Source organism: Jeotgalibacillus proteolyticus, from assembly GCF_002926065.1.
In the GTDB taxonomy this organism is placed as follows: domain Bacteria; phylum Bacillota; class Bacilli; order Bacillales; family Jeotgalibacillaceae; genus Jeotgalibacillus; species Jeotgalibacillus proteolyticus.
Genome location: NZ_PREZ01000007.1, coordinates 12124 through 34170, shown reverse-complemented (window position 1 = coordinate 34170; position 22047 = coordinate 12124). Strand labels below are relative to the sequence as shown.

The window sequence follows — 22047 nt, the reverse complement described above, 5'->3', positions numbered from 1 at the left end:
TTTTTTCATGGTTAACTGGCTGTATTAGGCAATTCCTGCTTTCATAAGCATTCCATCAAGTGGACGCTCCATCACTTCTTCCATCCACGCTGCGGTATGAATCAGCTTTTCAAGGTCTGTGCCAGTTTCCACGCCCATACCGTGAAACATATTAACCATATCCTCTGTACAAACATTTCCGACAGCCTTTGGAGCAAAAGGACATCCGCCAAGACCTGCAATGGAGGAGTCAAATCGTTTAACACCGCTTTGATAGCCTGCGAGTGTATTGGCAAGACCAAGGCCGCGGGTATTATGAAAGTGAAGCCCTAATAAAATATCATGCCCAAAGGCTTCTCTAAAGGAGCTGACGACAGAGGTAACCTGAGATGGGTTTGCCATGCCAGTAGTGTCTGCAAGTGTTATTTCTCTGCATCCAGCCTTTAGAAAGGCTTCGGCTGTTTTGAGAACGCGATCTACAGGAACCTCTCCGGCATAAGGGCATCCAAAGGCCGTGCCAAGAACCCCTGATGCGCTTTTTTTGGCAGCGATGCCTTCAGCTATTACTTTGCTCAGTTCAGAAACGCTCTGGTCAACTGTGCGCTTCGCGTTTTTTAAATTAAATTCATCACTTGTAGTAGTGACGACATGAAGATAGTGAATATCCGTTTTCAGTGCTCTTTCAAGACCTGAATAGCTTAAAACAAGACCTCCATACCGAACATCCTTATCTTTTGGAAGTCCTTTAAGCACGTCTTCTGCATCCGCCATTTGAGGAACAACCTTTGGATTTACAAAGGAAGAAACTTCGATGTTTTTAATTCCTGCAGCAATCAGCTTTTCAATTAGTTTAATTTTCATTTGAGTGGATACAATCTTCTTTTCATTCTGCAGCCCGTCTCTTGGGCCTACCTCGCAAATTTCAATCATGCTGCTCACTCCTTCATTGTTTTCAGTTCATGAAAATGAAGCAGAACCTGATCTCTCCCCTGGAAAATATGCTCATGCATCGCAATCCGGGCTCTTTCTGTATCCTGATTAATAATGGCTTCTAAAATAATTTTATGATAATCAAGGGAGCGTCTAAGTTTTTCCTCTGAATACCAATAAAAAGAACGAAAAACGATAGGGACGACTACAACCTTGGAAATATGGAAGTGAATATGCTCATTTTTCGAGGCATTGATGATGGCCTCATGAAACTGCTGGTTCATTTCAACAATTTTAATAATATGTGAAAAATCATTCTTCACATACGTATCGATTGCGTCTTCATAAAGGTTATAGGCACTCCTTATTTTTAAAAGATCCTCCTCTGTTCGGTGAAGAGCCGCCTGTGCTGCCGAATATCCTTCAAGCAGGGTACGTAAATCATAAATCTGACGTATGTCTTCTTTTGAAAAATCCCGGACACTAACGCCTCGTTTTAACGGTACAATTAATCCCTCTGACTTTAATTGGTTAATTGCTTCTCTAATGGGTGTTCGGCTTAGGGATAGCTCCTGAGCGAGATTTTCTTCTGTCAGACGCATGCCTGGCTGATATTTTCCCTGAATTATATTATTTCTAATTGTATTGTATACATCCATGACGACACCTCCATTTTATTGTATACAATAAAATCTATTCTTTCAATATTTTCAGAAAATTTTTAAAGGAAATCAATTAAAATAGTAAATTTATAATTCTTTATACCTAAAAAGAAAACGCTTCCAAAATAATGTTGATTTATTGTATACAAAGATATAAGATTGTACACAACATTCAGAAAGTTCTAATAAAAAGAAGCTTTAGGAGGAAAAAGGGATGGAAAAAAGTAATGAAAGACTTCCATTAGAAAATATTCGGGTACTGGAGCTTGGAACCTTACTTGCAGGACCATTTTCAGGCAGACTGCTCGCTGACTTTGGAGCTGAAGTGATAAAAGTGGAGCCGCCGGGAAAGGAAGATCCCATGAGAAAGTGGGGAAAGGAAAAGAACGGAACCGGCTTATGGTGGCCGATACAATCACGTAATAAAAAGTCGATTACGTTAAATTTACGAGAAGAAGAAGGACAGACTCTACTAAAAGAACTCGTTAAAAAAGCGGATGTCGTAATTGAAAATTTCAGACCTGGAACAATGGAGAAATGGAATTTATCCTATGAAGAATTATCGGAAATTAATCCAGGCATTATCATGGTAAGAACATCCGGGTTTGGCCAGACCGGTCCTTATAAAAAACGAGCGGGTTTTGGCAGTGTAGGAGAAGCTATGGGCGGTTTACGTCATGTAACAGGATATGAGGACAGAGCTCCTACAAGGGTAGGAATTTCAATAGGGGATACGCTTGCTGCACTTTTTGCCACGATTGGCTGCTTAGTCGCAATCAACGAAAGGCACATATCAGGAAAAGGGCAGGTAGTAGACACGGCATTATATGAATCTGTTTTTTCAGTAATGGAAAGCCTGATTCCTGACTACTTGCTGGCTGATTTTGTAAGAGAGCGAATGGGGAATATTCTGCCGGGCGTTGCGCCTTCAAATATCTATTTTACTAAGGATGAAACGTATATTGTAATCGGAGCAAATGCAGACGGTGTTTTTAAAAGACTTTGTGACGCAATGGGTCAGCAGGAGCTTGCAGAGGACCAAGACTACAAGACTCACGAGGCACGCGGGAGAAATATGAAAAAGCTGGATCTGTTAATTGAAGAGTGGACAAAGTCACTGCCTTCAAAGGAGCTACTATCCATCCTGGAGGAGAAAGGAGTTCCTTCCGGCTTAATTTACTCAGCAAAGAATATCGTTGAGGATCCTCACTATCAGGAACGTGAAATGATCGTGACAGTGGACCACCCGGAATTAGGTGATTTTCCAATGCCGGGCGTAGTGCCTAAGCTGAGCCGGACGCCAGGAAAAATTAAATTCCCGGGTGCTGAAAGGATGGGTAAGCACAACGGGGAAGTTTATAAGAATTTACTTGAATATTCAAGTGAAGAACTGAAAGGGCTGCAGGAAAGAGGGATCATATAGTCCCTCTTCAAAACGCATTAAGAGAAATATACCTTTTTTAAGACATAAAGTAAGCGTTTACATAACGCTGTCTATTTTTGAAATCAGCTTTACAGTCAAAGCAAAGATCTGCCGGTAAGCAGAAAGGGAGTGCATGCATTGAGTAAAGATCAAACAAAAGAGCCAATCAGAAAAAAGTGGATTTGGATAGGACTTGTTATTATAATGCTCGGAATTGTCCCCTGGTATTTTCCTAGAGGCACTGAGGTTCCTATCATTTTGGGCTTTCCTTACTGGGCGCTGATTTCCTTGTTTTTCTCATTGTTACTTTGCGGTTATTTAAGTTGGTTATGTGTCAGTCAGTGGAATATTGTTGAGGACATTGAAGAAAATGAGGATTAATGGTTGGGGAGGGAGAGCGTATGAATCTAACATTTGCAGGAGTTGATGGAATTATTATTCTATCCTCCTATGCTGTGATCATGCTGGTAATCGGCTACCTTGCAGGAAGAGGTAAAAACCTGAGTAAAAGTATGTCAGGTTATTATCTTGCCGGAAAAAATCTGGGTTTTGTTGCATTGTTCTTTACCTTGTATGCTACTCAATACAGTGGTAATACCATCATTGGATATGCTCCATCTGCGTATCGGACAGGCTTTACCTGGCTGCAGTCCATTTCCTTTATGACTATTATTATAGGTGTCTATCTGATGTTTGCCCCGCGCTTATACGTCATATCCAAAAGACTAAAATTTGTTACACCTACAGATTGGATTCAGCACCGGTTTAAATCAAAGGCTGTAACCATTCTAAGTATATTTTTAATGCTTTGGGGATTGGGAAATTATTTGCTTGAGCAGCTGGTTGCGATCGGACAGGCTGTTGCAGGACTGACAGGGGGAACGATTCCCTATCAATATGCTGTGATCGCATTTGTCGTTGTTATGCTTGCATATGAGTGGATGGGTGGAATGAAGGCGGTCGCTTTTACGGATGTTATGCAGGGAATTGTCCTTATGATAGGCATCATCGTATTTCTAATTGGTGCTTTGTATTTAGTTGGAGGGAATTTTGCCAGTGTTACAACCTTTATTGCAAGTACTGAACCGGCAAAAGTAGGAGTGCCGCCGGCTGATGCAACCGTTAACTGGCTAAGCATGCTATTGCTTGTCGGCTTTGGAGCAGCTATTTATCCGCATGCCGTTCAGCGTATTTACTCAGCAAAAAGTGAACGCATCTTAAAAAGATCGTTTTCAAGAATTGCCTGGATGCCACCCATTACGACAGGGCTTGTATTTGTTATAGGGATCATTGGCATCATGATGTTCCCGGGACTTGATACCGGTGGCTCTGAACAGCTTGTCGGGATGATGGCAAATGAAATTGCTGCTATTAACCCTTTCTATTATTGGGTTATGATTTTATTTTTTGGTGCGATTGTTGCTGCGATTGTCTCAACAGCGGATTCGGTTCTGCTAAGTTTTTCTTCTATGGTGTCCAATGATGTCTACGGCAAATTTATTAATCCTGAAGCAACAGAACACAAAAAAGTTATGGTCGGAAAGTACAGCGGAATTGCTGTGGTTATTCTTTTACTTTGGCTTGCCTGGAATCCTCCGGGGACTTTATATCAAATATTCGTGCTGAAGTTTGAATTATTGGTCCAGGTTGCACCTGCATTTATTCTGGGTTTATATTGGAATAAACTTTCAGCTATACCTGTATTCTGGGGAATGCTTTCTGGAGCGCTTTTAGCAGGCTTACTGACGTTAACAGGAAATAGTACCGTTTACGGTGTTCATGGCGGGGTTTTAGGTCTGGCTCTAAATTTCCTGGTTGCAGTAATAGGATCATACTATGCATCCGTTTCGTCTGCTGAGGAATCAGAGGCAAAGGAAATGACCTCATTAAAAATTGAAGCATAGAAGCTCACGTAAAAGAGATGATGATCTATGAAAGAAGTGTCCATAACATCCGGGATGATTAATCGGATAAACCCCTGGAAAATGCTTATTTGGCTTTTGATTACTCAAATTATGGTAGCGTTTATCGGTCGGAGTCTCGGACCGCTTGGGATTTTAATTGGAGAGGACTTTTCGTTGACGAAAGCACAAATCGGAATTCTGCCGGCTGCCCTCTTCCTTGGGCAGGCACTGGCATCTATTCCTGCAGGTTTTTTAGTAGACCGGCTCGGTTCAAGACTGCTTCTGATGATGGCTGCTGCTATAACCGGAATTAGCTTCATTATTCTGACGGTGAACGCGAGCTATTGGATTTTAATTGTATTGATCGTTTTAGCAGGGGCAGGATACGGGTCGATGCATCCGGTGTCAAACAGAGGCATTATCTATTGGTTTAAGCAACGGCAGCGGGGGACTGCAATGGGAATTAAGCAAATGGGGATCACGCTTGGTTCTGCCCTTGCCGGTCTCCTGCTCCTCCCGCTGGCAGCGTCCTATGGATGGCGCCCGGTGTTGGGACTTGCAGCAGCAGCTCTGGTATTTACAGGCTGTCTGGCTTATATTAACTATAAAGATCCTGTAAAAATAAAGGAGAAGGATCCTAATCAGTCGATAAAAGCTTTTTATATTTCTCTGCTGAAAATGACAAAAAATAAACCATTAGTCTACGTAAGCGTTAGCGCATTGTTTTTAAATGGCTCTCAAATGTGTTTAAACACGTATATTGTTCTGTATGCTTATGAAAAAATTGGCCTTAGCTTATTTATGGCGGGAATTCTATTTGTCATTTCTGAAGTCAGCGGCTCCTTTGGCAGAATCGGATGGGGAATTATCAGCGATCGCTTATTTGATGGAAAAAGGGTCATAATCCTTATTTTCATTGCCATTCTCACTGCTGGTGCAAGCTTAATGATTGCCTTTATCCCTGAAGGAACGTCTTTTACGGCTATCGCTCCAATAGTCATGGTTTTTGGCTTTGCTGTTTCAGGCTTTAATGGAATATGGATGAACCTGGCCTCAGAGCTCGTTCCTAAAGAACAGGCAGGTTTATCAAGTGGATTCAGCATCATGGTAGGGTCACTTGGCGTCATCATGGTTCCTCCATTTTTCGGATTTATGGTGGACCAGACCGGCAGCTACACAACCGGCTGGGTAACGATCTCTTCTTTTATGGGACTTGTCCTATTCTTTTTACTCTTACTTTCCAAGAAAAATAACAATTAGTGAACCCGGGAGGAAAACAATGAAATTTAATCCAGCTCAGCTCGAGCCAAAGCAGGTCTATAAATTGTTAAGCGGTTCTGTTGTCCCTAGGCCCATCGCATGGGTTTCAACTATTTCAAAGGACGAAACGCTCAATCTTTCTCCATTCAGCTTTTTTACGGTTGCTTCAAGACAGCCGCCAATGCTTTGTATTTCAATTGGTCCAGGTGTAGGGGAACGGGAAGGAACGATTAAAGACACCTTAACCAATATTCAGAATCAAAAAGAATTCGTCATCAATATCGTCCCTACATTTTTAGGAAATGAAATGCAACAAAGCGCTGAGAATGTTCCAAGCAATGTGAATGAATTTGAACTGGCAGGTTTGACGCCGGTGGATAGTGAGCTGGTAAAACCAAAAAGAGTAAAGGAATCCCCTATTCAAATGGAGTGTAAATTACATCAGATCATTAATTTGGGCAGTGATTATTTAATTATAGGGGAAATGGTTTTATATCATATAGATGAAGAATTTTATGCTGGCAATTATAAAATAAACCTGGAAAAGCTTCGCCCTCTTGGAAGACTAGCGGGGAATTACAGCGAAAGTGCCGATTTTTTCACCCTGCCTAACAAAGACTTAAAATAAGTTTAGAAAAAACGTTATTAAAAGATTTGCCTATTGTATATTGGGCAGGTCTTTTTTGTTTTTTAATCTTAAAATCATTTTTCAAATGGTGCAACCTGCGTTATGCAGGGATTTATTTACATCAATTGAGGGTATGATGAAAGGAGCGGTACAAAGAATCAGGGGGGATGGTAATGAGTCTTCATCCAATGGTATTGTCAGCTAAAAAAATGATTAGGGAAGCATTTGAAGGGCCGGTCATTCCTGTTAAGGAGACTGCGTTTACAAATAGAGAGGCAAGTTCCGGTATTTTTGGGGTCCTTGAAAATCTCTCACCGGAAAAAGCGTCTCAAGATGTAAATGGCACGACAGCTGCGGCTCATATCGATCACATCCGATATTATATCTGGGGAACGAATGAGCTGCTGAAAACGAACAAGCTGCCTGAAATGAACTGGGAGCAAAGCTGGAGAATCGACTCAGTAGATGAGGCACAATGGAATAAAATAAAAGCTGAACTTCACAAAGAATACGACTTCCTAATGGGAGAGGTTGAAAAAATTAAATCCATTGACGTACACACAAATGAAGTATTAGGGTCCCTCGCTCACTCTGCCTATCATCTGGGTGCGGTTAAACAGATGCTAAAGGCATTAGAAAAATAGAGGGTCCGCGTGAAGCGCAGTGAACCGGATAAAAGGGGTTGAGACGCGCAGTTGTCTCAACCCCTTAATTAACTTTCCGCTTAAAAAGGGACAGTTTAAAATGATCACGGATTTTTTTGATTAGAAAACGCCCTACCCTTTACTCCTTCCAGCCATTCCCTTAAACTAATCGTCATAATGCCAAAAACAAAAAGGGGCGTTCACCTTTGAAGCACGTACATAGCGATATTCTTCAATTCAGAGGAACTCATTACGACTTTGGATATAAGCAGGGAGAGCTGCTGAAAAATTCACTCACCGTTAAGAACCGTGAAAAGCAGTGGAGAGTGAGAAAGCCAAGATTTAAAGTGGAGGAAGCTGAAGTTAAGGAAGCCATTACAAACTTTGCCCCAGGAGTGTGGGAGGAGCTTATCGGTATTCGTGATGCCCTGCACTGGCCAATGGAAAAGGTCATGATGGAGTTTGGCGGCTACCGGGTCGATTATAAGCGTTCCGGCTGTTCAATTATGACAGGTGACGGTTATTTAATTAGAAATTATGATTACATGCCAAAAACCTATGAAGGACGATACTGCTTCTATCAGCCAACAGATACAGGCTATGCCACAGTTGGTCCTACTCAGCGCATCACCGGACGGATGGACGGGATGAATGAGCATGGACTTGCAATGGGTTATAATTTTATGCACCGGAAAAAGCCTAGAGATGGGTTTATCTGCTGTACGATTGGAAGATTCATACTGGAATCCTGCGCCACTGCTGAAGAGGCGGTTTATATGCTGAAGCAGATCCCGCACAGGCATTCGTTCAGCTACACAGTATTTGATAAAAGCAATCAATCCTATGTAGTAGAAACGTCCCCGCGCGGAGTCGAGGTCCGTCAATCTAATGTGTGTACCAATCATTTTGAAATCATGACGGAAGAAAACCGAAATCATCTTGATGATTCGATGAAGAGAATGAATGCTATTACAAACCAGCGAAAAACCGTAAGCTCTGCTTATGAGGCATTCCGGCTGATGAACGGTACCGAAAAAGGTGTCTTTTCAAAGCAATATTCCAATTGGGCAGGCACAATTCATACATCAGGCTATTTACCGGGAGAAATGAAGGCCTGGTTTGCGCTCGGAGGGGACCAGGAGCCGGTAGAGCTTAATTTAGGAGAATGGCTTAATGGTCAAACAGTCCCGCTTGAACAAATGTCCGGGCAGGTGGACACAGATATTCCTTTCGTTCATATGGAAGAAGGGGCTTATTGGACAAGTAAATAGAATTAAGAAGAAGGTTGGGACAATTGGATGTCTCAGCCTTTTTCGTCCGGTTTACTGCGATTAAGTCGGGATTTTGCAGGGCCAGGTTGTTATGAAACGGACTTTTTCTAAAAAAAGGTAAATTAAAAACAACCTTAAAATACATAAAGTGGTAAAATGAGAGAATAAAAGATGTATAAGGAGGATACAAATGATTAAAAATAATAAATTCTTATTCTATTCCATCATAACTATTCTTGGAATCTTTGTTCTTTTACTGATTTTCGGTATTATCGGGCTTTTTGCATAAAGGGAAATGCTTTTAAAGAGCGAGCTTTTTACTATTTGTTTATGGAAAGTTCCTGATGAACGGCTCTTCCGGTATAAATTCCTGATAAAATAGCGCTCTCCACACGGGTCCGCCCACTTGAGTCATTTTTCGTTAAGAAGCTGTCACCAGCGAGGAAAATGGGTTTTTGGTCTAAACGAAGAAAAGGCTGGCGATACACATTAACGGCTTCAGCATAACGCCAACGCTTCAGCAGTTTCTTTGAAATGATCCTCGGACTTAGTATTTTGTTTAAAGAAGAGATAATCTCCTCGAGTATGTTTTCTTCCACTTGATTATAATGAGCTTCACTCCAATCAGCATCCATATAAATAGAAAGAACAGGTGTAGAAGATATCCCTTTTTGATCATTTGCAATGATTTTATCCACTCCGTCTGGAAGGTTTTCAGAAATAATTCCCTTTTCACCAATTTCAAGCGTCTCTGTTAAGGAAATGAGTCCTACAAGGCAGGGTCTGAAAGCTGAAGCATAAAGAATCTTTTCACTGGATGGAGACAGTACCCCGGGAGAATTTTTCAGCAGCTTTAGCGATTGAGGTACAGGAGCAGTCAGAATAACAGCGTCGTACAAAGACTCTCTGATTGAAGAGATTACATTGACTCTCTCCTGATCGAATGATAAAAAAGTCACCTGCTCATTAAGTGAAATCTCCAAATCCTCTGAAAGGCTTTTGATAAAAGGACCCATGCCGTTTATTCCTGTATATCTTGGAAAATCGTCTCCAAACCATTTCTTCACCAAGCCGCTTTCGAGCCATTCGTCAGTTAAGGCACTCAATTCCTTTGAGCGTACAGTAAAAAACTGAGCACCGCTGTCTGCATGTCCATTGCCAATAGGATGGGTAGCCATTCTACCGCCTATGCTGCTTTTCTTTTCAATAATAGTTGAGTGATGACCAAGCTCAACGAGCGTTTTAGCTGCAAAAATCCCGCTTACTCCTGCACCCACAATAGAAATATTCATAGGAATGAACCCTCCGTTTGTCTAAATATGTACTTATTTCAATAGACTGTTAATCCGATCAAGTTGTCGGGTAAAAGTAACTATTTCCTCATCGCTGAATTCTGTATGAAGAAGTTCATTTAAATGACCAAAAATGATCGCTTCACTTTTTTCAATAAGTTTTATTCCTTTTTCAGTGATTTTAACACTGCGTTCTCTTTTATCACGGCCGGAGTCAATGATGATCAGACTGTTTTGCTCAAGTTTTTTTATGCGGTTTGATATGGCTGTTTTAAAGACGCCTTGAATAGCAGCGATTTCCCCCTGGGAGATGTCGGGGTGTTCGTTGATGATCCGCAGTGTTTGAAGCTGCTGGGTTGAATACGGCTTCAGTTCAGCGTCCTGCGCCATGATCCCGCCTACATATGCATTAATACTCCATATAGCTTCACTGAATTGAATAAAAGCTTTTGTCATTTCTTTTGACATTAGTACACACCCTAAACTATAATGTATTGTACATGCCATGAACTAATTATTGTTGATGGCATTTTTTTATTCCTATTGATTAAGAGATTAAGGTTTTTGACCAGGCTAAGAAAATTTTAGCTTCAACATAGGAGAGAGGATGTTAGATATGAATACTAAACAATCAATCCCACAGCCAAAAACGTATGGACCGCTTGGTAATCTGCCTTTAATTAATAAGGATAAGCCTACATTGTCACTTTGTAAACTGGCCGAGGAGCATGGAGGTATTTTTAGATTTGAAACCCCTTCAGCTTCAGCCATTATGATTTCAAATCCTGAACTGGCGGCTGAGGTTTGTGATGAATCCAGGTTTGATAAAAGCATTGAAGGAGCGCTGGAAAAAGTTCGTGCCTTTTCAGGCGATGGACTCTTTACCAGCAGAACAAATGAGCCAAATTGGAAAAAGGCACACAATATCCTCATGCCTACTTTTAGCCAGCGTGCAATGAAGGATTACCATTTGATGATGGTAGATATTGCTTCCCAGCTCGTTCAAAAATGGGCACGGCTCAATCGAAATGAAACAATCGATGTGCCGGATGATATGACCAGACTAACGTTGGACACGATTGGCCTATGCGGTTTTAATTACCGTTTTAACAGCTATTATCGTGATACACCTCATCCATTTATCACCAGCATGGTACGGGCGCTCGACGATGCGATGCACCAAATGCAGCGGCTTGATATTCAGGATAAGCTGATGGTAAAAACGAAACGGCAATTTCAACAGGATATTAAAGAGATGTATTCATTAGTCGATCGATTGATAGCTGAAAGAAAAGATAATGATGAGGAAGAATTTAAAGATCTGCTTTCCCGCATGCTAAACACAGCTGATCCTGACACTGGTGAAATGCTGGATGATGAGAATATCCGCTTTCAGATTATCACCTTTTTAATTGCAGGGCATGAAACAACAAGCGGGATGTTGTCCTTTGCAATTTATTATTTGATTAAAAATCCAGAAAAACTTGAAAAGGCATATGAAGAGGTCGACAGGGTGTTTTCATCGGATGCACCTTCATATAAAGAGGTTACACAGCTTAACTATATCCGGATGATTTTAAATGAGTCGCTGCGCCTTTGGCCGACAGCTCCTGCATTTAGTTTGAATCCAAAACAGGATACTGTCATTGGCGGTAAATATCCTGTCAAAAAAGGAGAGAGGGTTACGGTCCTGATTCCTCAGCTGCACCGGGATAAAGATGCCTGGGGAGAGAATGCCGAGAGCTTTGTTCCTGAACGCTTTGAGGATCCCAAAAGTATTCCACGTGATGCCTACAAGCCCTTTGGGAATGGGCAGCGGGCATGCATTGGAATGCAGTTTGCGCTCCATGAAGCAACCCTCGTGCTCGGCATGATTTTAAAGCAATTTAGATTAATTGATCACTCGGATTATGAGCTTGATATTAAACAAACATTAACGCTAAAGCCGGGAGATTTTCATATAAAGGCGGAGCCAAGGGAAAAGAAAAAGACCAGCCTGGTTTTTGCAGGTTCTCAGCAGGAAGAAAAACCGCAGCAAAAAGACTCTCCCATGTCTTCTGCTGTTAAAGGAGCTGAAAACCTCTCACTGCTTCTACTTTATGGATCGGATATGGGGACGGCTGAAGGAGTAGCATATGAGCTTGGAGAATTGGCGGGATCACGTGGAATTCAAACAGAAGTCGCCTCTCTTAATGACCGGGCAGGCAATCTGCCGAATGAGGGAGCTGTTATCATTGTGACTTCCTCCTATAACGGGAAACCGCCAAGAAATGCAGGGAAATTTGTAGAGTGGCTGAATGAACTCAGGTTAGATGAACTTAATGGCATACAGTATGCTGTATTCGGATGTGGTGATCAAAATTGGGCAAGCACGTATCAGGATATTCCGAGGCAAATTGACGAACAGTTCTCTGCAAAGGGTGCTAAACGTTTTATTGAGCGCGGAGAAGGAGACGCAAGCGGAGATTTCGAGGAGCAATTTGACAGCTGGAAAGAAAAGCTTTGGGCAAATGCCATTGAAACGTTTAATCTGGAGCAGGATGTTTCTGATAAAAAAGACAGCAGCACCTTACATGTAGAAATTGTCAGCGGCTATGAAGAATCACCTTTAGGCCGTACGTACAATGCAGTAAGTGGTTGGGTTGCTGAGAACAGTGAGCTGCAGCTTCAAAATAGCGGGAGAAACACCCGCCATCTTGAAATTCGGCTGCCTGAGGATACCACCTATCAGGAAGGGGATCATCTGGGTGTTCTGCCTCAAAATAGTGACCTGGCAGTTTCCCGTGTCCTTAAAAGGTTTCATCTTAATGGAAGAGAACAGCTTATTTTATCAGGAAGCGGGCGGAGCACGGCACATTTTCCACTCGATCGGCCAGTGAATATATCAACGCTTTTACAAAGAAGTGTGGAGCTGCAGGATGCCGCATCCCGTTCGCAAATAAAGGAAATAGCAGCTTATACCGTATGTCCGCCGCATAAGCATGAGCTTGAACAGCTTACAGAGGAAGAGACATATAAAAAAGAAATTTTGTCTAAGCGGGTTTCAATGCTGGACCTTCTTGAAAAGTATATGGCTTGCGAAATGCCTTTTGAACGGTTTTTAATGCTTTTACGACCGCTTAAGCCGCGGTATTATTCTATTTCAAGCTCACCGCGAAAAAACAAACATCAGGCAAGTATTACCGTTAGTGTTGTGCGCGGCCCTGCCTGGAGCGGAAAAAGTGACTATTTCGGAGTAGCTACCAATTATTTGGCAGGCTTACATGAAGGAGATGAGGTTCAGCTTTTTATCAGAACTCCTGAAACTCATTTTCAGCTCCCGGATGATCCTGCCACACCCATTATAATGGTCGGACCCGGTACCGGAATCGCCCCATTCCGGGGATTTCTTCAGGCGCGGGAGCAGCTTAAACAGAATGGGGAAGCGCTTGGCGAAGCACATCTTTACTTTGGCTGCAGAAATGAATCAGATCATCTTTACAAAGAGGAGCTTGAATCCTATGAGAAAAATGGGATCGTCACGTTAAATACTGCTTATTCACGACATGAAAATGATGGTAAAACGTACGTCCAGCATTTAATGGCTCAGCATAGAGAGAAATTAATTACCCTTCTTGAGGATGGAGGAAGGCTTTATATATGCGGAGACGGTTCGAGAATGGCCGTTGATGTTGAAAAAGCTATCAGAGAAGCTTATCAGAAGGTGCGGAATGCAGGGTCAGAAGAGTCTGCTGAATGGCTAAAAACACTTGAAGAAGAGGGACGTTTTGCAAAGGATGTCTGGGCAGGTGTGTAAAAAACAAACATAAATAATATACAAAAGATCAGTGGGCGCTATCAACGGATGATGGTGCCCACTGACTTTTTATCTTTCTTTTTAAATTCACGAAAAGATTAAACAAGGAAGGGAGTGGAAAATACATAAAGTAGATAATAAAAATTACCCGTTTTTTAAAAAAGGGAGTGATTTACTTGTATAAGGATATCATGAAGTCCATAGAACACAGGAATTCTCCATTACCTAAAGGGCCATGGCTTTTGACACAGCGATGGGAGCATCTATTATTTATGCATTATCCTGTTTTAAAGGAACGCCTTCAGGAACTTGTTCCAAAGGAGCTTGAAATAGACACGTTTAAAGGTCAAGCCTGGATTACTGTTATCCCGTTTAAGGTAAGCGATATGCGCCTTCGCTATCTTCCTCCTTTTCCTTATTTAAATACCTATCTTGAATTAAATGTAAGAACCTATGTTAAAAGGAAAGGGCGCACCGGCATTTATTTTTTTAGCCTGGATGCAGACAAAATGGCAGCTGTTTTAGGAGCAAGAGCCGGGACGCTGCCTTATTATTATGCCAAAATGAAAATGCAGCAGGATAATGGACGGTTTTATTTCGAAAGCATAAGGAAGGATGTGTCAGGTGCTGCCTTAAAGGGCAGCTACCGTCGTGATTCAGCCCCTTATTTTCCGAAAAAAGACGGCCTGGACTTTTGGCTGCTTGAGCGGTATTATCTTTGGTCATATAAAAAAGGGCAGCTGTTTTGTTTAGGAATTCATCATAAAAGATGGGAAGTCAGTGAGGTTAAGGCTGAAATCTCTTCACATCAGCTCGTGCCATTTCTGCCAGGAGAAGAGCTTCCCAAGCAGCCTCTTATGCATTACGCCGAATCAAAAAGAGTTTTATTCTGGAGGTTAAGAAAATCTCCTTAAGTGTTTGATAGAAAGTTTCTTTGGATAAGAAAGGCTGATTCTAGTTATTTTTGTCGATAATTGGTATGATGAACAAGATGATTCTATTTGATAAAAAAATTTACTATATAGGTGAGATAAATGGCGCAAAAACTGACAGAAAGTGTTAATGTAGGCGGATTGCAATTTGGATGGAATATTGAAAAAGGTCAATTCATCTTTGAAGGGGAAGATGCTGTTCTTTTTTGGATTTCAAGTGCGATGGGCACTTTTTTTGACACGATAGAAGAGATATCGGGCAAGGAATCCTCCAGTCTTGTTTTTGAAGCAACCGGATTCAGGCAGGGACTTGTTGTAGGGGAATACTTTGAAAAGATGAAGGATGTTGACGTGGAAACAGCTGCGAAGTTGATCACTAACACCTATGCATCTGCAGGCTGGGGTAATACGATCATTAAAGATTTAAACTATGAAACAATGACCCTCACTGCATTATTAAAGGACAGCTGGGAGCATAAGATTAATAAAAACCAGGGGAAAACAGTGGGCGGCTCTTATCTTCCTGCGCATTATGCTGGAATTTTTACTGCCATGTTTGGCACAAATATCTGGTATAAGGTTAAGCATGATCAGCTTAAAGGATATGACTATACAGAAGTAGAATACTTTCCTTCTGAGGTAACGGTGGCTGAAAATATTCATCAGCTTGCAAGAAAGAGAGAGTCTGAACAGATTCTCCAGTTAGAAGCATTGGTGGAAGATAAAACGAGAGAATTAAAAACGCTTATTAAAGAACTTTCTTCACCGATCATCCCTGTGCTAGACGAGGTGGTAGTCGTACCTTTACTGGGTAAATATGATGAAGAGCGTTCCGAAGAGCTCGTTTATAAAACACTCACAAATCTGCCGGCTTATAAAGCAAGCTATCTTATTTTGGATCTTACAGGATTAAATAAAGATATTAGTCAGCATACGGCAAGTCTTATTGAAAAAATAGGCTCTGCCTCTGCCTTAATCGGTACAAAGACGGTACTCGTGGGAATATCCGCAGAATTAAGCATGGTTATATCAGAGTCTGACATTGATCTATCAAAGTTTGACTGCTTCCAGACGCTTCAGCATGGTATTCACTATGCGCTTAGTCAGCTTGGAAGAAGCATTGTTTAATATTTTTACCTAAGCTTATCTTCATTTACCGGGTTGTGGGACCTATTTAGAAACGAACTAAAGCCGTTGAGACAGTTGTCTCAGCTGCTTTTTTTTTTGAATATTTTTCGATCGGGGATTCGGGTTTTTTATTTTTCTGACAAATGAAAGGGTTTTCAAAATATTTGTCGAAAGCTGTAGTGTAGACCTAATAAGAAATTAAATGAGGTGGTTGAGATGAAAGGGGCTATACGTTTTTCAAATTCATTGATGGAACGGTATTTGCCAGACCCGTTTTTGTTTGTAGGAATTTTAACATTAGTTGTTTTTGGTCTGGGTCTTGGCTTAACAGGTTCATCTCCGGTTGAAATGGTTGCGCATTGGGGTGGAGGCTTCTGGGGTCTGCTGGCCTTTTCCATGCAGATGGTGCTTGTATTAGTTACAGGCTTTGTTCTGGCAAGTTCACCTATTTTTAAGAAAGGTCTCGGAAAGCTTGCAAGCTTCGCCAGCTCACCGGGAAGCGCGATCATATGGGTAACTCTTGTTTCTATCGCTGCAAGCTGGATTAATTGGGGATTTGGATTAGTCATTGGAGCATTATTTGCAAAGGAGCTTGCTAAGCGTGTTGCAAATGTTGATTACCGCCTGTTGATCGCAAGCGCTTACTCAGGGTTTATTATCTGGCATGCTGGGTTTTCAGGCTCAATCCCGCTTTCAATAGCGACGGACGGTCACCCCTTCTTTGATAAAATCGGAATCATCCCAACAGGCCAGACCATTTTTGCGAGCTATAATTTAATTATTATTCTTGCACTCATCATTATCCTGCCTATTTTAAATCGGCTGATGATGCCCAAAAAAGAAGAGACGGTGACAGTGAATCCTGAAATGATTAAGGAAGAGCCAGCGGAGGCACCGGCAGACCGTTCTACATTAACTCCTGCTGAAAAACTGGAGGGAAGCTGGATTCTTTCTATGATCATTGGGTTATTGGGAATTGCCTTTTTAGTGTATTATTTCACTCAAAACGGCTTTGCCCTAACCTTAGATATTGTGAACTTCTTATTCCTATTCCTAGGCATCCTTTTCCATGGAACGCCTAAAAATTACTTAATTGCCGTACAAAATGCGGTTAAAGGAGCAGGCGGCATTATTATTCAATTCCCTTTTTATGCAGGAATCATGGGGATGATGACAGATTCCGGACTTGCTGAAATGATGTCCAATGCTTTTGTTAACATGTCCACTGAGACAACCTTTCCGCTCTTTGCGTTTTTAAGTGCCGGAATCGTAAATTTCTTCGTGCCCTCAGGTGGAGGACAATGGGCTGTACAGGGGCCAATTATGCTCGACGCTGCTCTCATGCTCGGGTCAGATCCCGGAAAAATAGCAATGGCTGTAGCCTGGGGAGACGCCTGGACCAATATGATTCAGCCGTTTTGGGCGCTGCCGGCTCTGGCGATAGCAGGGTTAAAGGCAAAGGATATCATGGGCTTTTGTCTTATCGTATTATTTGTCAGTGGAGCGGTGATCGGACTTGGACTAGTCTTTTTGTAAAAAATAGTAAGCCTTCACGAGCATTCGTGAAGGCTGTTTCTTTTTAAATGGAGTGCTTTAGCATCGTAATCAGCCAAGAAGCTTGTACCAGACAGGCGGTAAGAGTAAAATGTTAGTAAATTAGTCAAAACCTTAGGGGGATGGTGGATGAAAAGAGCATTGATTAACATTGATTACACCAATGATTTTGTAGCTGAAAACGGAGCGCTGACCTGCGGTGTTCCCGGTCAGGAGATTGAACACCGCATCACTGAGCTGACAAAACAGTTTCATGAAAATGGAGATTTAGTCGTTTTTGCGATCGACCTTCATGACGAAGGAGACGATTATCATCCCGAGACAAAATTATTTCCCCCTCATAATCTGAAAGGCACAGCCGGCCGGGATCTCTATGGTTCACTTCAGGAACTATATGATATGATTCAGAAAGATGAGAATGTATGGTATTTGGATAAAACACGGTACAGTGCTTTTTCAGGAACAAATCTTGAACAAAAGCTAAGAGAACGTAATATCAGTGAGCTTCATTTAGTAGGGGTCTGTACAGATATTTGTGTCCTTCATACAGCTGTAGATGCTTATAACAAGGGGTTTAAAATTGTTGTCTACCAGGATGCGGTAGCAAGCTTTAATCCAGCAGGCCATCACTGGTCACTTCAGCACTTTACTTCCTCGCTTGGAGCAGAGGTAATCTAGTATTTAATTAAGGAGCTAATGCAATGAATAAGGGTTTTCAAGATGACAGCTTAATGCTACATACTGATTTGTACCAAATTAATATGGCTGAAACATACTGGGAAGATGGCATGCATGAAAGAAAGGCAGTATTCGAGCTTTACTTCAGAACACTTCCCTTTGGTAATGGCTACGCCGTCTTTGCAGGGCTTGAAAGATGCCTCAATTTCTTAAATGATTTTCGATTTTCAGAAAGCGACCTTGAATACCTGGAATTTGAGCTGGGTTATAAAAAAGACTTTGTCGCTTTTTTAAAGGATCTCCGGTTTACCGGGACAGTCCGATCCATGCGTGAAGGAGAACTGGTTTTCGGCAACGAACCGATTATGCGCGTTGAAGCGCCGATTATTGAAGCACAGCTTATCGAAACAGCCCTGTTAAATATTGTGAATTACCAAACCCTGATTGCCACTAAAGCTTCAAGAATTAAGCAGGTAGTAGGGAATGAAACGCTGATGGAATTCGGCACCAGAAGAGCTCATGAGCTCGATGCAGCCATCTGGGGCACGCGAGCGGCCTTTATCGGCGGTTTTCATGCAACGAGCAATGTCCGGGCCGGTAAAATGTTTGATCTCCCGGTTGCCGGGACTCATTCTCATGCAATGGTTCAAGCATACCGAGATGAGTATACGGCCTTTAAAAAATACGCAAGAAGACATAAGAACTGCGTATTTTTAGTGGATACCTATGATACGTTACGTTCAGGTGTGCCGGTGGCGATCCGGGTGGCGAAAGAGCTTGGAGATGAAATCAATTTTGCCGGTGTCAGACTGGATAGCGGGGATATTGCTTATTTATCAAAGGAAACCCGGAAATTGCTTGATGAAGCAGGCTTCCACGATACTAAAATCATTGCTTCAAATGATTTGGACGAGTATACCATTCTTAACTTGAAGGCTCAGGGAGCAGTGGTAGATGTGTGGGGGATCGGCACGAAACTGATTACCGCGTACGATCAGCCTGCTTTAGGCGGCGTTTACAAGCTGGTGTCGATTGAGAACAGCGAGGGTGAAATGACCGATACGATAAAAATTTCAAGCAACGCTGAAAAGGTTACCACTCCAGGAATCAAGCGTGTTTACCGGATTATTAATAATTCAAATAATAAATCCGAAGGGGATTACATTACGCTTGAAGGGGAAAACCCTCAGGAAGAAGATCATTTGAAAATGTTCCATCCGGTTCATACCTTCGTTACAAAATTCGTCACTAATTTTGAAGCAAGAGATCTTCATCAGGTTGTGATTGAAGGCGGAAAACAGTGTTACACCACTCCGCCGATAGAAGAAATTAAGGCCTATGTAACTGAAAATCTTGAATTGCTTTGGGACGAGTACAAGCGTTCAATGAATCCGGAAGAATACCCGGTAGACCTCAGCCAGCTATGCTGGGACAACAAGATGCGGAATATTCAGGAAGTCAAGCAGTCTATTCGCAATGCCAGAGCGGGGTTTTAAAGTTTATCATTAAAATTTATATTGAGGTGATTGAAAAATGGCAACACTGCAGCAGCAGATTATTGAAGAAATGTATGTCCAGCCGACGATTGATCCAAAGCAGGAAATCAGGAAAAGTGTGGGTTTTTTAAAGGAATATATGCAAAAGCATTCCTTTCTAAAAGGGTATGTTCTGGGGATTTCAGGCGGCCAGGACTCAACCCTTGCCGGTAAGCTTGCCCAAATGGCTGTTCATGAATTAAATGATGAAGCAGGCGAAAAGAAGTATACCTTCACCGCTATCAGACTTCCTTATGGTGTTCAAGAGGATGAGCAGGACTGTCAGGATGCGATTTCCTTTATTGAAGCAGACGAGGTGGTAATCGTTGACATTAAACCTGCAGTAGATCAGAGTGTGAATTCGTTAAAAGAAGCAGGGATTTCGATTTCTGATTTTATTAAAGGTAATGAAAAAGCCCGCGAGCGAATGAAGGTTCAGTATTCTGTCGCTGCCGTGAATAGTGCAGTAGTGCTCGGAACAGACCATGCAGCAGAAGCGGTTACCGGCTTTTATACGAAGCATGGAGATGGCGGAGCTGATATTCTTCCGTTATTCCGCCTAAATAAGCGCCAGGGGAAACAGCTGCTAAAAGAGCTTGGATGTCCGGAGCATTTATATACGAAGATGCCGACTGCTGATTTAGAAGAAGATCGTCCACAGCTTTCAGATGAAGAAGCGCTCGGTGTTACGTATGAACAGATCGATGATTATTTAGAGAATAGACAGGTGAGCGAGGAAGCGCAAAAAACAATCGAAAAGCATTATTTAGCTACACAGCATAAACGCAATATGGCAGTTACGCTTTTTGATGATTTTTGGAAATAATTTAGAATTGTTGATTAAATAGTGGAGATAGAGGCAATAAATGGGACATCCCCTTTTGTTGTTCATACCTTCCCTATGAACACATTGGAAAACCTGATCGAAAAAAGGGGCAGCCCTTTATTTGATCAGGTTTTTGTTTTTATTAGATTACATATGCGGCTAACTCCTCGAGGTCACAAGTCATTTCACTGCGGTGGTAAAGAACGCCCTCCTCGTGAACTGCCTTGTGCTTGTCGGAGCTAACCGGGCACTTCCGCTTTTCTTGATGTCCAGCTGCAGCGGCTAGCTCCTCGAGGTTTTAAGCCAGGCTGACTTGCTGACAAAAAGCGTCAGCCTGCCAGCCCGTCTTAAACTTGTCGGAGCTGAACAGCCGCTTCCGCTTTTCTTGATGTCCAGCTGCAGTGCCCAGCTCCTCGAGTCACAAGTCATTTCACTGCGGTGGTAAAGAACGCCCTCCTCGTGAACTGCCTTGTGCTTGTCGGAGCTAACCGGGCACTTCCGCTTTTCTTAAAGCAGGAATGTTTATTATATTCGAAATATAGCGTATGATTGGTAGTAGAATGGCTTATATTATTGGATTTTAGTGGATTTTTGGAACTTTAACATAGATTGCATACAGCTCTATATGAACATGTCCGGGAGGGAATAAAATGTATCACGCTAAGTTGGAAACAATACTGCATAATATTGAAAATGTCATGATTGGAAAACGTACAGTGGCTGAGTTGAGTGTAGTGGCTTTATTGGCACAGGGGCATATTTTACTTGAGGATGTTCCTGGTGTTGGTAAAACCATGATGGTTCGCGCACTTGCTAAGTCAGTTGGGGCAAATTTCACCCGGATACAGTTCACGCCGGATCTACTGCCGTCAGATGTAATGGGCGTTTCTATTTATAACCCTAAGGAAATGGAGTTTCAATTCCGTCCAGGCCCGATCATGGGGAATATTGTCCTTGCCGATGAAATTAACCGTACATCTCCTAAAACCCAATCGGCTTTGCTTGAAGGGATGGAAGAGGGAAGCGTTACCGTTGATGGAGTTACTAGATCGCTTGAGAAGCCGTTTTTTGTAATGGCTACTCAAAACCCTATAGAATACGAAGGTACTTATCCGCTGCCGGAAGCCCAGCTTGACCGTTTCTTATTAAGAATGAAAATGGGCTACCCAAGCGCTCAGGAAGAAATGGAAGTGTTAAATCGAATCCAGTTTTCTTCTCCGATCGATGAACTTCAGCCGGTTATTTCACTTCCAGAGCTTCAGCAGCTCCAAAAGGAAGTAAAGGAAGTTTTAGTAGATGATACCATTAAAAGCTATATCGTGGAAATTGCAGGCAAGACCCGCTCGCATGCAAATGTTTATCTGGGCGTAAGTCCCCGAGGTTCTATTGCTTTAATGAAGGCAAGTCAGGCATATGCCATGCTCCATGGAAGAGACTATGTACTGCCGGATGATGTGCAGTTTTTAGCCAGCTATATTTTCTCGCACCGGATTATATTAAATTCAGAAGCCAGATATGAAGGTATTAAGGCGGAAGAGGTAATTGAGAGAATTGTTGCTAGGACCCGAGTTCCGGTACAAAGGCTCGCGAAATAATGATGAAACA

General features: G+C 42.1%; 19 protein-coding genes. 15 read left to right on the top strand and 4 right to left on the bottom strand.

The window, feature by feature from the left end; genetic code table 11:
• Positions 1-24 precede the first annotated feature (24 nt).
• Positions 25-909, bottom strand: coding sequence for a hydroxymethylglutaryl-CoA lyase (locus C4B60_RS17085; RefSeq protein WP_104059251.1), 885 nt, complete (start codon positions 907-909; stop codon positions 25-27).
• A gap of 5 nt (positions 910-914) precedes the next feature.
• On the bottom strand, positions 915-1568 hold the full coding sequence (locus C4B60_RS17080) for a GntR family transcriptional regulator (RefSeq protein WP_104059250.1): 654 nt from the start codon (positions 1566-1568) through the stop codon (positions 915-917).
• A 217-nt stretch (positions 1569-1785) separates the two neighbouring features.
• Here C4B60_RS17080 and C4B60_RS17075 point away from each other — a divergent pair, with 217 nt between their 5' ends.
• From C4B60_RS17075 to C4B60_RS17045, 7 genes are all read left to right on the top strand, one after another.
• Complete coding sequence (locus C4B60_RS17075; protein ID WP_104059249.1) at positions 1786-2994, top strand: CaiB/BaiF CoA transferase family protein; 1209 nt, start codon at positions 1786-1788, stop codon at positions 2992-2994.
• Positions 2995-3132: 138 nt separating this feature from the next.
• The gene (locus C4B60_RS17070) at positions 3133-3375 is read left to right on the top strand and encodes a hypothetical protein (RefSeq protein WP_104059248.1); all 243 of its coding nucleotides are present in this window, start codon (positions 3133-3135) and stop codon (positions 3373-3375) included.
• Between the two features lie 20 nt (positions 3376-3395).
• Positions 3396-4898, top strand: a complete 1503-nt coding sequence (locus C4B60_RS17065; RefSeq protein ID WP_104059247.1) for a sodium:solute symporter family protein — start codon at positions 3396-3398, stop codon at positions 4896-4898.
• A gap of 27 nt (positions 4899-4925) precedes the next feature.
• Positions 4926-6158: an MFS transporter gene (locus C4B60_RS17060; protein ID WP_104059246.1), complete on the top strand. Its 1233-nt coding sequence runs from the start codon at positions 4926-4928 to the stop codon at positions 6156-6158.
• Positions 6159-6177: 19 nt separating this feature from the next.
• A complete protein-coding gene (locus C4B60_RS17055) occupies positions 6178-6786 on the top strand; it encodes a flavin reductase family protein (protein ID WP_104059245.1) in 609 nt (202 codons plus the stop codon).
• A gap of 173 nt (positions 6787-6959) precedes the next feature.
• A complete protein-coding gene (locus C4B60_RS17050; RefSeq protein WP_104059244.1) occupies positions 6960-7430 on the top strand; it encodes a hypothetical protein in 471 nt (156 codons plus the stop codon).
• A gap of 206 nt (positions 7431-7636) precedes the next feature.
• Positions 7637-8701: a C45 family autoproteolytic acyltransferase/hydrolase gene (locus C4B60_RS17045; protein WP_104059243.1), complete on the top strand. Its 1065-nt coding sequence runs from the start codon at positions 7637-7639 to the stop codon at positions 8699-8701.
• Positions 8702-9021: 320 nt separating this feature from the next.
• Here the strand turns inward: C4B60_RS17045 and C4B60_RS17040 are convergent, their stop codons facing one another.
• Together C4B60_RS17040 and C4B60_RS17035 are read right to left on the bottom strand one after the other, a co-directional pair.
• Positions 9022-9993 carry an NAD(P)/FAD-dependent oxidoreductase gene (locus C4B60_RS17040; RefSeq protein ID WP_104059242.1) on the bottom strand — a complete coding sequence of 324 codons (972 nt, stop codon included), beginning with the start codon at positions 9991-9993 and terminating at the stop codon, positions 9022-9024.
• 33 nt (positions 9994-10026) lie between these two features.
• Positions 10027-10461 (bottom strand): MarR family winged helix-turn-helix transcriptional regulator, encoded by a 435-nt coding sequence (locus C4B60_RS17035; RefSeq protein WP_167578693.1) that lies wholly within the window; start codon positions 10459-10461, stop codon positions 10027-10029.
• Between the two features lie 148 nt (positions 10462-10609).
• Here C4B60_RS17035 and C4B60_RS17030 point away from each other — a divergent pair, with 148 nt between their 5' ends.
• The 8 genes from C4B60_RS17030 to C4B60_RS16995 all read left to right on the top strand — a co-directional run bounded on the left by C4B60_RS17030 (position 10610) and on the right by C4B60_RS16995 (position 22037).
• Positions 10610-13789, top strand: a complete 3180-nt coding sequence (locus C4B60_RS17030; RefSeq protein WP_104059423.1) for a bifunctional cytochrome P450/NADPH--P450 reductase — start codon at positions 10610-10612, stop codon at positions 13787-13789.
• A 191-nt stretch (positions 13790-13980) separates the two neighbouring features.
• Positions 13981-14703: a YqjF family protein gene (locus C4B60_RS17025; RefSeq protein ID WP_135122138.1), complete on the top strand. Its 723-nt coding sequence runs from the start codon at positions 13981-13983 to the stop codon at positions 14701-14703.
• A gap of 120 nt (positions 14704-14823) precedes the next feature.
• Positions 14824-15849: an STAS domain-containing protein gene (locus tag C4B60_RS17020; RefSeq protein WP_104059239.1), complete on the top strand. Its 1026-nt coding sequence runs from the start codon at positions 14824-14826 to the stop codon at positions 15847-15849.
• 216 nt (positions 15850-16065) lie between these two features.
• Complete coding sequence (locus C4B60_RS17015) at positions 16066-17385, top strand: short-chain fatty acid transporter (protein ID WP_104059238.1); 1320 nt, start codon at positions 16066-16068, stop codon at positions 17383-17385.
• A gap of 147 nt (positions 17386-17532) precedes the next feature.
• A complete protein-coding gene (locus tag C4B60_RS17010; protein ID WP_104059237.1) occupies positions 17533-18081 on the top strand; it encodes a cysteine hydrolase family protein in 549 nt (182 codons plus the stop codon).
• A 23-nt stretch (positions 18082-18104) separates the two neighbouring features.
• Positions 18105-19577: a nicotinate phosphoribosyltransferase gene (locus C4B60_RS17005; RefSeq protein WP_104059236.1), complete on the top strand. Its 1473-nt coding sequence runs from the start codon at positions 18105-18107 to the stop codon at positions 19575-19577.
• A 37-nt stretch (positions 19578-19614) separates the two neighbouring features.
• A complete protein-coding gene (gene nadE, locus C4B60_RS17000) occupies positions 19615-20442 on the top strand; it encodes an ammonia-dependent NAD(+) synthetase (protein ID WP_104059235.1) in 828 nt (275 codons plus the stop codon).
• Between the two features lie 650 nt (positions 20443-21092).
• Positions 21093-22037: an AAA family ATPase gene (locus C4B60_RS16995; protein WP_104059234.1), complete on the top strand. Its 945-nt coding sequence runs from the start codon at positions 21093-21095 to the stop codon at positions 22035-22037.
• Positions 22038-22047 lie beyond the last annotated feature (10 nt).

Bases quoted from the DNA above. Each gene is read 5' to 3' on its own strand.
- C4B60_RS17025 (WP_135122138.1), top strand. From the start codon at position 13,981: ATGAAGTCCATAGAACACAGGAATTCTCCATTACCTAAAGGGCCATGG.
- C4B60_RS17010 (WP_104059237.1), top strand. From the start codon at position 17,533: ATGAAAAGAGCATTGATTAACATTGATTACACCAATGATTTTGTAGCT.
- nadE (WP_104059235.1), top strand. From the start codon at position 19,615: ATGGCAACACTGCAGCAGCAGATTATTGAAGAAATGTATGTCCAGCCG.
- C4B60_RS17055 (WP_104059245.1), top strand. From the start codon at position 6,178: ATGAAATTTAATCCAGCTCAGCTCGAGCCAAAGCAGGTCTATAAATTG.
- C4B60_RS17040 (WP_104059242.1), bottom strand. From the start codon at position 9,993: ATGAATATTTCTATTGTGGGTGCAGGAGTAAGCGGGATTTTTGCAGCT.
- C4B60_RS17075 (WP_104059249.1), top strand. From the start codon at position 1,786: ATGGAAAAAAGTAATGAAAGACTTCCATTAGAAAATATTCGGGTACTG.
- C4B60_RS17060 (WP_104059246.1), top strand. From the start codon at position 4,926: ATGAAAGAAGTGTCCATAACATCCGGGATGATTAATCGGATAAACCCC.
- C4B60_RS17015 (WP_104059238.1), top strand. From the start codon at position 16,066: ATGAAAGGGGCTATACGTTTTTCAAATTCATTGATGGAACGGTATTTG.
- C4B60_RS17035 (WP_167578693.1), bottom strand. From the start codon at position 10,461: ATGTCAAAAGAAATGACAAAAGCTTTTATTCAATTCAGTGAAGCTATA.
- C4B60_RS17085 (WP_104059251.1), bottom strand. From the start codon at position 909: ATGATTGAAATTTGCGAGGTAGGCCCAAGAGACGGGCTGCAGAATGAA.
- C4B60_RS17005 (WP_104059236.1), top strand. From the start codon at position 18,105: ATGAATAAGGGTTTTCAAGATGACAGCTTAATGCTACATACTGATTTG.
- C4B60_RS17030 (WP_104059423.1), top strand. From the start codon at position 10,610: ATGAATACTAAACAATCAATCCCACAGCCAAAAACGTATGGACCGCTT.
- C4B60_RS17065 (WP_104059247.1), top strand. From the start codon at position 3,396: ATGAATCTAACATTTGCAGGAGTTGATGGAATTATTATTCTATCCTCC.
- C4B60_RS16995 (WP_104059234.1), top strand. From the start codon at position 21,093: ATGTATCACGCTAAGTTGGAAACAATACTGCATAATATTGAAAATGTC.
- C4B60_RS17020 (WP_104059239.1), top strand. From the start codon at position 14,824: ATGGCGCAAAAACTGACAGAAAGTGTTAATGTAGGCGGATTGCAATTT.
- C4B60_RS17080 (WP_104059250.1), bottom strand. From the start codon at position 1,568: ATGGATGTATACAATACAATTAGAAATAATATAATTCAGGGAAAATAT.
- C4B60_RS17050 (WP_104059244.1), top strand. From the start codon at position 6,960: ATGAGTCTTCATCCAATGGTATTGTCAGCTAAAAAAATGATTAGGGAA.